Source organism: Pseudomonas sp. LAIL14HWK12:I10, assembly GCF_900184205.1.
GTDB lineage: Bacteria > Pseudomonadota > Gammaproteobacteria > Pseudomonadales > Pseudomonadaceae > Aquipseudomonas > Aquipseudomonas kermanshahensis.
Window position 1 is genome coordinate 47110 of sequence record NZ_FXWU01000005.1, and the last position, 15057, is coordinate 62166.

The 15057-nt window shown below is 65.4% G+C and carries 9 protein-coding genes; all 9 read left to right on the forward strand.

Translation table 11 applies throughout. The features are described 5' to 3' along the window. Nucleotides 1-221: 221 nt before the first annotated feature. The 9 genes from mnxG (at nt 222) to QOS90_RS12860 (ending at nt 15057) form a co-directional block, all read left to right on the forward strand. Nucleotides 222-6089, forward strand: coding sequence for a manganese-oxidizing multicopper oxidase MnxG (gene mnxG / locus QOS90_RS12820; protein ID WP_027593477.1), 5868 nt, complete (start codon nt 222-224; stop codon nt 6087-6089). Nucleotides 6090-6107: 18 nt separating this feature from the next. Next, nucleotides 6108-8099, forward strand: a complete 1992-nt coding sequence (locus QOS90_RS12825) for a cytochrome D1 domain-containing protein (protein ID WP_085272964.1) — start codon at nt 6108-6110, stop codon at nt 8097-8099. Next, nucleotides 8096-8788 (forward strand): SCO family protein, encoded by a 693-nt coding sequence (locus tag QOS90_RS12830; RefSeq protein WP_050580734.1) that lies wholly within the window; start codon nt 8096-8098, stop codon nt 8786-8788. The genes QOS90_RS12825 and QOS90_RS12830 overlap by 4 nt, the downstream gene beginning before the upstream one ends. Further along, nucleotides 8785-9450 (forward strand): SCO family protein, encoded by a 666-nt coding sequence (locus QOS90_RS12835; RefSeq protein ID WP_085272963.1) that lies wholly within the window; start codon nt 8785-8787, stop codon nt 9448-9450. The genes QOS90_RS12830 and QOS90_RS12835 overlap by 4 nt, the downstream gene beginning before the upstream one ends. 173 nt (nt 9451-9623) lie before the next feature. Beyond that, the gene (locus QOS90_RS12840; protein WP_027593474.1) at nt 9624-11114 is read left to right on the forward strand and encodes an ABC transporter substrate-binding protein; all 1491 of its coding nucleotides are present in this window, start codon (nt 9624-9626) and stop codon (nt 11112-11114) included. A gap of 12 nt (nt 11115-11126) precedes the next feature. Continuing rightward, entirely contained in the window at nt 11127-11768 is a 642-nt protein-coding gene (locus QOS90_RS12845) for a SurA N-terminal domain-containing protein (protein ID WP_027593473.1), read from the forward strand. 248 nt (nt 11769-12016) lie between these two features. Next, a complete protein-coding gene (locus tag QOS90_RS12850; protein ID WP_027593472.1) occupies nt 12017-12550 on the forward strand; it encodes a response regulator in 534 nt (177 codons plus the stop codon). Between the two features lie 61 nt (nt 12551-12611). After that, on the forward strand, nt 12612-14282 hold the full coding sequence (locus QOS90_RS12855; protein WP_027593471.1) for a GspE/PulE family protein: 1671 nt from the start codon (nt 12612-12614) through the stop codon (nt 14280-14282). Then, nucleotides 14263-15057 (forward strand): hypothetical protein, encoded by a 795-nt coding sequence (locus tag QOS90_RS12860; protein ID WP_085272962.1) that lies wholly within the window; start codon nt 14263-14265, stop codon nt 15055-15057. Before QOS90_RS12855 ends, QOS90_RS12860 begins: the two co-directional genes overlap by 20 nt.

Below are 15057 nucleotides of genomic sequence, written 5' to 3' on the forward strand. Positions count from 1 at the left end.
CCGTACTAGCGGCGACTATCTACGGTGTTGTCACCGGCCTCTTCGCAGCACAAGGCTGCTCCTACCTGCAACTCCATCCCCCGAATCGGGGAAAAGCGCTGGGGAATCCTCCCCAATCTGTTTCGGTTAGCCCTGTAACTCACCAAAAAATATAACAATTCTCATCTGGCATATACCTTGCTCAACCTCCACGCAGAGACCCTGTGTTCCGGAGGTGCAGCATGTCGACCCCGCTCAAAGGCCCCGTCCTGTCATCCCTTGTCCTGGCCCTACTCGGCTGGGAAGCGACCAGCGAGGCAGCTGTGCAGTGCCAGCGCACCCTGGTTGCCAATGTGGTCGCACTGGACCAGCCGCTGATGTTCAACCGCCTTGGCGCGCAGAACGCCAATGGCATGATGTTCGCCCTGCGCGAAGATGTCGTGGACGAGCACCAGGTCCCGCTTGGCAAAGGCGGAGCCGCAGTGCCTGGCAAAGTCACCTTGCGCCCGGACAAACGCCCACGGCCAATCGTCTTGCGGGTCGCTGCCGGTGACTGCCTGACCGTCAACCTGACCAACCTGCTGGCCTACCAGGCCAACCCCAACAAGCACGGTTTCGACCACGAAGAGAACGAGGCCGAAGGTGAGGAAGAAGAAGGGCCGGAAACCGAATTCGAGAATGAAGGCGGTGAGCACTTCGTTGCGGATGAACAAGTCAGCGACCGCCACGTAGGTTTCCAGGTCAATGGCATGCAAGCCGTCAACAGCATTGGCGACATCGCCGCCAACACCGGCCGCAACGGCAACTTCCTGGTGTCGCCGGGCAACACCCGCAGTTACACGCTGTATGCCGAACGCGAAGGGGCCTTCGCCGCCACCAGCCAAGGCGCGACCTTCGGCGGCCAGGGCGGAGCCGGCAACGTTGCCAACGGCTTGTTCGGCCAGGTGGTGGTGGTGCCCAAAGGTGGGCGCACCTTCCGCAACACCCTGACCGAAGAAGAAATGCGCCTGGCCACCACCGGCCGCACCCCCACAGGCCAACCTGTCATCGATTACCAGGCCCGTTACCCGCAGGCAGAGCCGTGGATCACCGAAGGCAAGGCCGGCAAGCCGATCATCGCCATGGTCGATGGCAACGAGATTCTCAACAGCGAGACCGATGCCATCGTCATGGGCCCCAACCCAGACGGCAGCTTCCCCCGTTCGACCTACCCACTGGAGAGCGTCAACAAGCGCAACCCGGCGCTGCCCAACCGGCTGGATGCGTTCCGTGATTTCGCCTCGCAGTTCGCCGACGAAGTGGCCGGCACCCAGGCCTTCCCCGGCTACTGGGCCGACCCGATCATGGGCCACGTGCTGGAGCCGACCCGCGATTCGTTCATGATCAACTACGGCTCGGGCGGCATGGGCGCCGAGGTGGTGGCCAACCGCCTGGGCGTGGGCCCGATGCATGACTGCCTGTCGTGCGCCTATGAGGAGTTCTTCCTCAGCGCCCACACCGTGGGCGATATCGGCACGCTGGTGGACGTGCCAGCCAACGTCGGCCTGGAGAACATCCGCCCCGGCGAAACCCCACCGGCCAATGCCGTGGGCGTCAAGGCCAGCATGGCCCTGTACCCGTCGGAGCCGGCCAACGTCCACCACAGCTACATTGGCGACTTCACCAAGTTTCGTAATACGCACAATGGTCATGAGCAGCACATCTTCCACTTGCACGGCCACCAGTGGCTATTCAACCCAAACGACGACAACTCCGACTATGTGGACGCCCAAGGCATCGGCCCGGGCATCGGGTACACCTACGAGATCGCTAACGGCGGCTCTGGCAACCGTAACCGCGTAGCGGGCGATGCCATCTACCACTGCCATTTCTACCCGCACTTCGCCCAAGGCATGTGGGCTATGTGGCGGGTGCACGACGTGTTTGAGGAAGGTACCCGGCTGGAGGTCAGTGGCCAGGATGCAAACGGCTTCCACAGCACGCCGTTTGCCCTGCGCAGTGGCAAGCCAGCCGTCGGCGCACGGGCATTGCCAGACGGTGAAATCATTGCCGGTACGCCGATCCCCGCCATCGTCCCGCTGCCGGGCAAAGCCATGGCGCCGATGCCGGGCAAGGTGGTCGTGGTGCCTAAGCTTGCAGAGCAGTGGGTGGCCGCAAATGAGCAGGACGATGATGAAGACGAAGAAGAGGGCGACGATGACCATGGCCACGGGGCAGGTGCGCCCAAGGCTGTCGGCTCCTTGGCCCTGGTCGACCGTAGCGAAACCAACCGCAACGCCGACGGCACCTTGAAAAACCCAGGCTACCCGTTCTGGATCGGTGGCATGGAAAGCAGCGTCGGCCAGCGCCCACCGACCCCGCCGCTGGACATGCTCGACCCTGCGCTTGCCCAGCAACTGAAAAACAGCGGCAATGCCCTGTGGGCCAACCTGGACCCCAACCAGGTCGATGGCTGGGATGGTGGCCTGGGCCGGCACGCGCTGGATGGCATCTCGGCAGGTGGCGAAGCATTGACCACCACCACCAAGCTGGATTTCTCCAAGGTGGTGCACAAAGCCAAGCCGATCTACCTGCCGGAAGAGGGCACCGAAGTCGAACAGGCGGCCATGAAGTTTCACGCCAAGGCTGAGCACCCCAGCTATGCGCTGATGCCGGGCAGCCAGCCGGTGGCGCGCAACTTCCGCACCAATGGCGCCTTGCCGACGGCCGGGGCACCGTTCTTTGAGCCGTGCATGGACGACCGCGGCAAGCGCCTTACCCAGACCTCGGGCATAGGCGAGTTCGCCAGCGGTGAAAGCCTGACCGGCATGAGCTTCCGGGGTGCGTCTGCCTTTACCGCCGACCGCCCGCGCATCTACAAAGGCGCCAACATCCAGTTCGATGCGGTCTACAACAAAGTGGGCTACCACTTCCCGCAGGCGCGCATCATTGCCCTCTGGGAAGACGCCTGGCCAGTGATCACCAAGCAGCGCCCACCCGAGCCGCTGGTGATGCGCATGAACACCTTCGATTGCACCATGTACCAGCACACCAACCTGATCCCGTCCATTTATGAGATGGACGACTACCAGGTGCGCACCCCAACCGACGTGATTGGCCAGCACATCCACCTGCCCAAGTGGGACCTCACCGCGGCCGACGGTTCGGCCAACGGCTGGAACTACGAGGACGGCATTCTTTCGCCCGGCAGCGTGGTCGAGCGCGTGCATGCCATTCGCGCCTACAACGGTTGCACCGAAGGCGATAGCCGAGACGGCACCGCCGCCTGCCCAAGCGCCAAGCAGCACCCGTACTTCGGGCGCTTTGGCCGGGCCGACTGGCTGGGCGCGCGTACCGCCATGCAGCGTTGGTTCGCCGACCCTGTGGTCAACGTGCACAACGTCGACCGCGGCCTGGGCACCATCTTCACCCACGACCACCTTGGCCCATCGACCCACCAGCAACTGGGCCTGTACGCCACGGTGCTGGCCGAACCTGCCGGCTCCACCTGGTACCACGCCGAAACCGGCGAGCAGCTGTACAACCCGGCTGCGCGTCAGGACGGTGGGCCGACCTCGTGGCAAGCAGTGATCAAGACCGGTGACCACGATGGCGACGGCAAAAACGACAGCTACCGTGAGTTCTTCCTCGAGTACAGCGACTTCCAGCATGCCTATGAAGCCGGCGTGTACGTGGGCGCAGGGCCGGACGGTATTCCCAATGGCCAGTCGTACCCGGCCACGGCCGACAGCTTCCGCTACGCCATCAACCCACCGGTACGGCAGAAAGCCTCGTCGCTGCTCGAATCGGTGGTCGAGTCGCGCGGTGGCCTGAGCCCTGGCTGCCCAAGCCGGCCGTGCCCACAAGCCATTTCGGTGGATGACCCAGGCATGTTCGTCGTCAACTACCGAAACGAACCGCTGGCCCTGCGCGTGTTCGACCCCAACAAAGTGGCCCCGGACGGCAAGCGCGGCATGCAGGCCGACGGCCTGGGCGGTGACCTGAGCTATGCCTTGCAGAGCCGCACCGACCGTGCAATCCCAGCGATGAACATGGCGCCCTCGGCGATCACTTCGGCGGTCGGCCCAACCGGTGGCACCACGGTGTTCCCGCCGCACATCAACACCGCCGGTAGCGAGCCCGGTGACCCGTTCACGCCGCTGCTGCGCACCTACTCGGGTGACAACGTGCGCTTGCGCATGCATGCCGGTGGCCATGAAGAGGAGCACAACGTCACGCTGCACGGCGTCAAGTGGCTGCAGAATGGCTCGGGCTTCGGCAGCAGCTCCAACTCGGGGTGGAAGGCATCGCAGATGATCGGCATCTCCGAGCAGCTGGGCTTCATGGCGCCGGTGTCGATGATTTCCAGCTCTGCGGCCACCAATGGCGACTACTTGTACTCGCTGGACGCGGCACTGGAAGGCTACTGGAACGGCATCTGGGGCATCATGCGCAACTACACCACCTTGCGCCCGGACCTGTTCCCGCTGTCGAACAACCCGCAGCCGGTGGCCATGCGCAACACCGTTAACTTTGACGGCATCTGCCCAAAAACCACCACCAACGCCAATGGCATTGGTACCCGCGCCACGGTCAAGCGCAGCTACGAGATCGTTGCCGCACTGGCCAACGACATTCTTGAGAACCGCCACGGGGTCAGCATCACCGACCCGGCCGGCGTCGGCCAGCATGTCGGTGGGCCGCTCAAGCCTGGCGGTGGCACGCTGGTGTTCAACAGCCGCAAGACCAGCATCCCGCAGGTGACCGTGGTCGATGAGGAGGACGGCACCACCTTCACCGTTGGCGGCCACAGCGCACCACTGCATGACCCGACCGCGGTGCTGTATGTGCGCAAGGCAGACCTGGACGCGACCACCGGCAAGCTCAAACCCGGCGTGCCGGTAGAGCCCCTGGTGCTGCGCGCCAACGCCGGCGACTGCATCAGCATCACCCTGGAAAACCGCCTGCCGCTGGTGATGCCCGACCTGCCAAGCACGGCCGTGATGCAGAACGTGGTCAAGCGTGACCGTAATGGCAGCGAAGGCTCCACAGCGTTCAACAACAACCTGATGCGGCCGTCCAGCCATGTTGGCCTGCACGCGCAGTTGCTGGCCTACGACATCACCAAGTCCGATGGTGCCAACGTCGGCCTCAACCCGGTGCAGACCGTGCCGCCGCGTGCCGGCAACAGCGGTGCCTACCCGAGCAAGGTGTACCAGTACTACGCCGGGCACCTGGAGCGTGAAGGCAAGCCGGTGCTGCAACTGGGCCGCACGGTGGACAACATCAACACCACGGCGATCGAATTCGGCGGCCTGAACCTGACCCCGTCCGATTTCATCAAGCAACCGCAAAAAGGCCTGGTGGGCGCCATGAGCATCCTGCCGCAAACCGCCACCTTCACCGAGGACACCGCCAGCCGTGCCCAGGCCACGGTAAAAGTCAGCGGGCAGCCGGACTACCGCGACTTCGTCACGGTGTGGCAGCGCTCGATGAACATGCGCTGGGCTGACGGCCGCCCCGTGGAAGGTATCGCTACTGAAGGCAATGGCGTGCCGGGCGATCCGAAGGACAACGGCAACATGGCCATGAACTACAAGACCGAACCGCTGTGGTTGCGCTTTGGCATGGCGCCGGACGCACCGTTCGGCCATGCCGATGGCAATGGCTTCGCCGATGTGCCAAACGCCCACATGGCCTACAGCAACGCCCTGGTCGGTGGCGACCCGCAAACGCCCGTGCTCTGGGCCAAGCCCGGCCAGCCGGCACGCAGCCATGTGCTGATGCCCAGCGGTGGCAGCCGCGGTATCACCTACCAGCTGGACGGGCACCTGTGGCCACTGCACGCCTACCAGGCCGAGAAGAACGACGCCGATGGTTACCCGATGAACCTGCCAGGCATCGGCTCGGTGCGCTTCGGTTTCAACCCGATGTCGATCTACATCGGTGCCCAGGAAAGCGTACTGCCAGCGGCGCACTTCAGCTTCATGCTGCCCAGCGCGGGTGGTGCCAACGCGGTGCCGGGGGACTACCTGTTCCGCGACTATGCCGCCTACGGCAACCTTTCGGGGCTGTGGGGGATTTTGCGGGTCAGCAACGAAGCGCCGCCCGCAACGGCTGCGCCACAATAACGACACTGGAGTGCGAGCATGAACAAGAAGACTCGCCCTGCTTACTTGGGGGTACTGCTGGGAGTGGCACTGATCGGCCTGGGCGTGGCGTATGAGCAGCTCTGGTGCGACCCACGCGAACTGCTGCAGGAGCCTGCAGACCCGCAGGCCCTGCATCGGCTCAGCCGGGACGGGGTGACCGTGGAGTTCGAGGCGCGGCCGCTGGCCGGGGGCGAGCTGCGCGAAGGCGCCTTCGCCAATGTGCGCTTCAAAGTCAGCGACCAGGCCAGCGGCCAGCCGCTGTCGGGCATGGCGCCGGGGGCCTGGATCGACCCGGCCCAGTCGGCACCGGTCGGTGACCGCGACCAAAGCTGCAAGGCCCGCGTGGCGCTGTTTCTCAAAAGCAGCATTGGTGCCCGGCCATTGCTCGACCTCAACAGCTACTTCCTGTTGATGCTGAACAAGGACGCCAGCCTGACGGTCATCGACCCGACGGTTTCGGTGGGGGGCGTCACCAGCACCATGGCCCGTATCGAACTGCCAGGCAGGCCCATGGACTGGGCGGCCACCGGCGACGACAAGCAGGTGTTCGTGTCGATCCCGGAGCGCGGCAAGGTATCGGTGATCGATACCGAGACCTTCACCCGCGTGGCCGACCTGGATGCCGGCGACCAACCGACGCGGGTGGCGCTGCAACCGGACCAGCATCGGCTGTGGGTGGGCAACAACAGCAGCGACCCGGCCAAGGGCGGGGTAACGGTGATCGACGTGCCCGGGCGCAGCACCCTCAAGTCCTTCGCCACCGGCTCTGGGCACCATGAGATCGCCTTCAGCAGCGACTCGCGCTACGCCTTTGTCAGCAACCGCGACAGCGGCACCTTGAGCATCATCGACATCCCTGAAATGCGCCTAGCCAAGACTCTGGAGGTGGGGCCGCACCCGCTGTCGGTGAGCTACTCGGCGCTGTCCCAGGCGGTCTATGTGGTCGACGGCCAAGAAGGCACGGTGCGGGTCATCGATGCCCGCAGCCATCAACTGCGCCACACCGTCACGGCGGAACAGGGCCTGGGCCCGATGCGTTTTAGCAGCGACGGGCGCTACGGCATCGTGCTCAACACCCTGGAGAACCAAGCCTTGGTGATCGATGCCAGTACCGACACGCTCATCCACCGCATCCCGGTGGCGGCCGAACCCTACCAACTGACCTTTACCAAGGGCTATGCCTACGTCCGCGGCCTGGCCTCGCCCAAGGTCAGCATGATCAACCTGAGCAGCCTTGGGGAAGGGCGTTCGCCGATCGTCCAGGGCTTCGAGGCCGGCCCTGCCGCGCCGCGCCAAGCCGGTGATCTGCCGCTGGCACAAGGGTTATCGGTGTCGCGTGACGACAACTCGGTGTTCGTGGTCAACCCGGTAGACAACACCACCTACTTCTACGCCGAGGGCATGAACGCGCCGATGTCGGGCTACAACAACCGCGGCCACCAGGCCCGCGCGGCCATCGTCGTCGACCGCAGCCTGCGCGAGGTGGCCCCAGGGGTGTACGGCTCGACGGTGAAGCTGCCGGCGGCCGGCAAGTTCGACGTGGCCTTCCTGCTCAACCAGCCGCAAATCATCCACTGCTTCAGCACCGATGTGGGCGAGGCGCCGAATGCCCGCAAGCACAAAGGCGCGCATGCCGAGTTCCTTGGCCTAGAGCAGCCTTTGCCGCAGCACAGCGCCTTCACCGCACGGGTGCGCATCGTCGGCGACGACGGTGAACCGCGCCTGGGCCTGAACGACCTGAGCCTGCGCTACTTCCTGGCGCCGTCGTCGATGCCGCGCAACCTGCGCCTCGAAGAAGTGGGCGAGGGCGTCTACCAAGCGGCCTTGACCCTGCCCGAAGCCGGCGCCTGGTACCTGCATGTGCAGTCGCCGTCGCTGGGCCGCAAGTTTGCCGAAGAGAATTACACCAGCCTGCGCGTCCTGCCGGCCTCGGCCTCCACGGCGTCCCAAGGGGACGCTTCCCAGATGCAAACCAGGAGTGTGCGATGAACGCCAAGCATGCTTTTACACGGCTGGGCCTGAGCCTGGCGCTGCCCCTGTTGTTGTCCAGCAACCTGGCCCTGGCCCATGCCGGGCATGACCACAGCGGCCATGCCGAGCAACCGCCCGCCGCGCGACAGGAGAAAGCCAGTGTGCGCTTTGCCGATGTCTCGCTGCTGGACCAGGACGGCATGCCCGTGCGCCTGGAGAAGGACCTGGTCGGCGATCACCTGGTGGTGATGGGTTTCATCTACACCAGTTGCACCACGGTGTGCCCGGTGGTGTCGTCGATCATGGGCAAGGTCCAGCAGCAGTTGGGCGGCCGTGTGGGTGAAGAAATCCACCTGGTGTCGATCAGCGTCGACCCCCAGCGCGATGATTCCAAGCGCTTGCAGAGCTACGCCAAGGCCTTCCAGAAAGGGCCGGGCTGGAGCTGGCTGACCGGTACGTCGTACGCCATCACCGAAACCCTCAAAGGCCTGGGCAGCTTCAGTGCCGACCTCAGCCAGCACCCGCCGCTGATTCTGGTGGGCGATGGCCGCAGCGGCCACTGGACGCGCTACTACGGCTTCACCGACCCGGCGGTACTGGTCGCGGAAATCAACCGCCTCAGCGCACGCCGGGTGCATGCCAAGAGCACGGCCATCGCCGAACACCATGCCGACCACACCGGCGACCATAACGAGGTGCAACCATGAGCCATCTGATCTCACGCCGCGCCGGTATGCGCGGTCTCGACTGGCTGGTACTGGGCGGTTGCCTGTGGATTCTTGCCTCGGTCGCATTGGCCCACGAAGGCCATGCCCAGCAGGCGCCCGAGCCACAGGCAGCGCCCCAGGCGATGACCAGCGGCGGCGGCACCCGTGATGCCCAGACCTGGTTCACCGACACCGTGCTCAAGGACCAGAATGGCCGCGACCTGCGCTTCTACAGCGATGTGCTCAAGGACAAGGTGGTGATGCTTAACGTCATCTTCACCCACTGCACCGACGCCTGCCCGTTGATCACCCGCAAGCTGCGGGAGGTACGCGAGGCCATGGGGCCGGCGTTGGCCGGGCAGGTGACGTTCGTCTCGATCAGCAGCGACCCGCTCAACGACACCCCGGCGGCGCTCAAGGCCTTTGCCGAGAAGCAGGGCGTGGACGGCCCCAACTGGCTGTTCCTGACTGGCGACAAGACCAGTGTCGACCTGGTTCTGGGCCGCATCGGCCAGTTCCTGCCCAGCCCCGAACAGCATTCCACGCAGCTGATTGCCGGTGACGTGGCAGGCAAGCGCTGGAGCAAGATCCGCCCCGATGCGCCCCCAATGGCGATCGCGCAGCGCATGCAGCTGCTGGCCCAGCCGCTGGCAGGGCGGTGACGGCCATGAATGCCAGGACTGCATTGCGCTGGCCCCATCGCCGGCAAGCCGGCTCCCACAGGGTATGCACAACCTTCAGCGGCACCGCTATCCCTGTGGGAGCCGGCTTGCCGGCGATGGGGCCCGCGCAGGCAAGAAATGCCCTCATCAGGTCCCTGACCTTGCTCATCACCATGAGCCTATGCAGCACAGCCTTCGCCCTGGACCTCACCGAACACGAACAGGCCGGCAAACGCCTGTACCGCGAAGGCCAGTCGAGCAGCGACGCACAATTGCTGGCGCGCGTCGGCTCCAGCGACATGAGCGTCCCTGCCAGCGTCTTACCCTGTGCAAGCTGCCACGGCGCCGACGGCCGCGGCCGCGCCGAAGGCGGTGTTCGCCCGCCGAGCCTCGACTGGCAACGCCTGGCCCTGGGCCAGGGCGAGCGGCAGACCAATGGCCGCAGTTACCCGCGTTACACCGACGCCAGCCTGGCCAGGGCGATCCAGCAGGGGGTGGACCCTGCCGGCAATCGCCTGGACGCCGCCATGCCGCGTTTCGATTTGACCCTGGCCGACCAGCGCAACCTCACCGCCTACCTCAAACGCCTGGCCGATGAGCGCGACCCGGGCGTGGAGGAGGGCGTGCTGCGCCTGGGCACCTTGCTGCCGGGCTCCGGGCCGCTGGCCGAAGCAGGGCACGTGGTGCGCGCAGTACTGGAAGACGGCCTGGCGCAACTCAACCAGCAAGGCGGTGTGCACGGGCGGCGCCTGGAACTGGTGGTGCTCGACCCTGGCAGCGACGCCGACAGCGCCGAGCAGGCCCTTCGCCAATTGCTGGACAAGGAGCAGGTGTTCAGCCTGATAACCCCGCTGGCACCTATGCTCGATCAGCGACTGACCACCGTGCTGGCGCAGCAGAGCGTGCCGCTGATCGGCAGCACCCCGCGCAGTGGCGGCAGTGCGCAGATCTTCGACCCGCTGCCGGGCTTGCCTGCGCAACTGCTGAGCCTGGCCGGCCACGCCCGTGACGCCTTGGGTCTCGCCCCAGATGGCTTGCGTGTGGTGTATGCCGGTGACGAGCAAGCGCCGCTGGCCGAGCAGGTGCGTGAACAGCTTGTGCAGCAAGGCTGGGCCCCCGGCGCCCTGCAGCCCTTCGATGGCCAGGCGGTGGACGGCCAGGGCATCGTCTTCGTTGGCCGCGCCCAGGCCTTTGCCGAGTTGGCTGCCGCGTTGCAGGCGGCAGGCCGCCAGCCATACCTGTTTGCAGCGTCCAGCCAGGTGGTCGGGGCCGTGGCGAACTTACCTGCGCAGTGGTCGCAGCGCGTCTACCTTGCCTACCCATTCGTGCCCGAAGACTGGACCGAGCAAGGCCTGGCGACCCTCGACGGGCTGCAACAACGCCAGGGCCTGGACCCGCGTCAGGCGTCCTTACAGGTCAACACCCTGTGCGCCCTGCGCTTGCTGACAGAGGCCCTTAAACAGATCGGCCGAGATGCAAGCCGCGAGCAACTGATCACGGCCCTGGAGGGCCTGCACGACGTCACTACCGGCCTCACGCCAGCCCTGGGCTTCGGCCCCGGTCGCCGGCAGGGCATGGCCGGTGCCCACGTGGTGGCGGTGGCCTTGCCCGGGCCGCGCTTCACCTCGGTCACCCCGTACCGGCCAGTGCCGGACACCCCTTGAGCGGAGGTTGCCATGCGTACCCTGTTGCTGTGCCTGTTGCTGCTGGTCGCCAAGGCGAGTTGGGCCGATGTGCCGGCCGCGCGGGTAAACGGTGTGGAGATTGATGTGATGCGCCTTGAGCGCTACTTCACGGAGTACCTCGAAGCCCAGGGCCGCGCGGTGGCCAGCATCCGCAACCCGACCCTGTACAAGCGCCTGCGCGACCAGGCCTTGGACGAGCTGATCGACAAGGAGCTGCTGTGGCAGGAGGCCCAACGCCAGGGCATCGGCATCAGTGATGAACAGGTGTCTGCCCAGGTTGGTGAAGTGGAGGCGGCGTTTGGCAGCCCGACAGTGTTTGAACGGCGTCTGGCGCAGGCAGGCTTCGATAGGGCAGAGTACGCTGATTACACCCGCCGCGAGCTGGCTGCCCAGCGGGTGTATGCCCAGCTCAGCGCGGTCGACGCGCCCAGCCAGGCCGAGGTGGAGGCCTTCTACATGGCCAATCGACAAAGACTGCAAGGAGCGCAGAACCAAAGTGATAACCCTTCTGTCATACGTGAACAGGGCCTGGTCTTGGCCAGGGCCTCGCTCATCGGGCAATTGCAGGCGCAAGCGCGGCAAGCTGTGCGCCAACGTTTGCGCGAATCCGCTAAAGTGGAAATCGCCGACTGAAGGCCCCGATGGCGTTTCCCCAAAGCTGGGGAATAACGACTTGGCAAAGTGCCATCAGGTTCCCCGGATGTGGGGAACCGGGCGAGCTCGCCTGCTCGCCGCGCCTGGGGTGATTTCGGGCACCCTTGCCAGATCAACGACTTACAGTGGTGCAGCATGACTATTCACGCCTGGCACGAAGCCTGCTCAAGCCTTATCAAGGCCGCACTTCGCAGACCGGGAAACCGGGCAGTTTTGGGGAGTCGACCTTGGTGAACAGAGTATTGGTAGTCGATGACGAACAGACTCTTGCGCAGAACCTGCAGGCGTATTTGCAGGCGCAAGGCCTGGAAGTTCATGTTGCCCACGACGGTGCCAGTGGTATCGAGCAGGCTGAACGCCTGGCACCGCAAGTGATTGTGCTGGATTACCGCTTGCCCGATATGGAGGGTTTTCAGGTACTGGAGACCGTGCGCAAGAACAGGCAGTGCCACTTCGTGCTGATCACCGCCCACCCGACCGCCGAGGTCCGTGAGCGAGCCGCCGAACTTGGCGTGACCCATGTCCTGTTCAAACCGTTCCCGTTAGCGGAACTGGGGCGCGCGATCCTCGACCTGATGGGCATCGAGCGCCGGCGCAGGGCCACGGACAACCCGGCAGAAGGGTTCGTCGAACGACGCCAGACCAGGAACGAATCGTTCCCCCTGCAGTTGTACGATGGTAGCTGGGTACTGGCCGACCGCCGCCGTAATGGCGCCAAGCCCCCAGGTCCGGATGACGAACAACTGCTCACAGGGGAATAGCGGCGCCCGCTGCCCTGGCTGAGCCAGCCTGCGACGCGCCCCCTGAGCGGAGTCGCAGGCCATGCCCGAAGTACTCGAGATTGCCGGTTTTACACGCGAGCTGCTGGCCCAGGCCCGTTTGCAAGCCAGTGACGAACGCCTGCTCAATTGCCTGGAGCGCCTGGCCAACGACACCCCGGACACCTTCACCCGCCGCCTCGGCATCACCCTGCATTACCCCGTGCTGCACAGCCAAGCGCTGCTGGCCAGCACCCCCCGCTTCGACAAGGTCAGCCTGGCCCAGTGCCTGAAACGCGAGTTCGTGCTGATCGAGCAGGGCGGCGAACTGATGGGTGTGTTCTCCGACCCCTTCGACCCTGCGCGCCTGGCCTGGATCGACGATGTGCTGCAAGGCGCGCCGCTGTACCTGGCGCACGCCGCCGAGCTGGCGACGTTTCTGGCCCGTCATGAAGAAAGCTTCCACGCGGTCGATGCGCTTGACCACGACAGTGAAGCCAGCAGCGAAAGCGACCCGCTGCAACGCCTGTCGCTGACCAGCATCAGCGAAGACCAGAGCCGCGTGGTCAAGCTGGTCAACTCGACCCTCTACGACGCCCTCAAACTGCACGCCAGCGACATTCACCTGGGCATGACCGGCCAGGGCCTGACCATCAAGTACCGTATCGACGGTGTGCTCAACGGCGCCGGCAAGGCCAGCGGCAGCGCCTTCGCCGATCAGGTGATCTCGCGCATCAAGGTCATGGCCGAGCTCGACATCGGCGAGAAACGCGTGCCCCAGGACGGTCGCTTCAAGGTCGCCGTGGGTGAGCGGCAGATCGACTTCCGCGTCTCGATCATGCCCAGCATCTTTGGCGAAGACGCCGTGCTGCGGGTGCTCGACAAACAGGACCTGTCCGACAAGGTGAGCGGCGTGCAGTTGCAGGCCCTGGGCTTTGCCGACGAAACCCTGCGTGCCTTGCGCCGGCTGGCCGCCGAACCCTACGGCATGATCCTGGTCACCGGCCCCACCGGCAGCGGCAAGACCACCACCCTGTACGCCATGATCAGCGAGATCAACCACGGCGTTGACAAGATCATCACCATCGAAGACCCGGTCGAGTATCAACTGCCCGGCGTGTTGCAGATCCCAGTCAACGAGAAGAAGGGCCTGACCTTTGCCCGCGGCCTGCGCTCGATCCTGCGCCACGACCCGGACAAGATCCTGGTCGGCGAGATCCGCGACCCGGACACTGCACAGATCGCCGTGCAGTCGGCCCTGACCGGGCACCTGGTGTTCACCACCATCCACGCCAACAACGTCTTCGATGTGATCGGCCGCTTCAGCCAGATGCAGGTCGACCCCTACAGCTTCGTCTCGGCGCTCAACGCCATCCTGGCTCAGCGCCTTATTCGCCTGGCCTGCCCGCACTGCGCCAGCGCCTGCGAAGTGGACGATGAAACCCTGCTGGCCTCGGGCCTGACCCGCGCCGCCGTGGCCGGCTGGACATTCGTCCGCGCCCAGGGCTGTGGCCAGTGCCGTGGCAGCGGGTATCGCGGCCGCAGCGCCATCGCCGAGCTGCTGCACCTGGACGATGACCTGCGGCAGATGATCGTCGAACGCCGCCCCCTGTCGCAGATCAAGACACTCGCCTGCCAGCGCGGCCTGCGCTTGCTGCGGGCCTCGGCCCTGGACCTGGTCCGTGACGGCCGCACCACCCTTGAGGAGATCAACCGTGTCACATTCATTGCGTGATCGTGCTGCTCATAAATACTGTGCCGTGCTCGGCGCCGAGGGTGTTGGCCTGGGTTGCTGGAAAGGCAATCAGCACCAGTGGCTGGGCAGTCGCGAATTCAGCTGCGACGCCGCCCAACCGGCCTGGGAAGCTGCCGTCGAGGCGCTGGGCGCACTGCTGGCCGAGCACGCCGTACGCGGCGCCCAATTGCGGGTGTTGCTGTCGGCCCGCTACAGCCGCTTCTGCCTGGTGCCGTGGAGCGATGCCATTGGCCATCCACGCGAGCTGGATGCTTATGCGCGGGCCTGCTTCGAGAACCTCTACAGCCAGTCGCTGGGTGATTGGCGCATCGTCCTCTCGCCGGAGCCGGCAGGTGCCGCACGCATTGCCACGGCGTTGCCCGAGGCCTTGCTGCAACGGCTGCAGGCGCTGGGCCGGGAAAGCCGCCTGAGCCTGCGCTCGGTGCAGCCGTACCTGATGGCGGCCTACAACCGTTGTTCGGCGCAGCTGGCACAAGGCGACTTCCTGTTCGTCCTCGCCGAGCCGCGCCGCAGCGTGCTGTTGCTGGCTGCTGGCGGTGCCTGGCAGCAGGTGCTGGCGCAAGGCTGTGCCGATACCGACCAGGCCCTGCAAGCGTTGATCGAGCGTACCTGCGAGCTGTACGGCGAGCATCTGCCACGGGTCTACCTGCATGCGCCCGGCCGCGGCGACGTGCCGCAACTGGCAGCGGTGCAGCTGTGCCAGCCGGCCAGCGAAGCCGACCCCCTGTGCGCCATGTGGCGGGCGGTGGCCTGA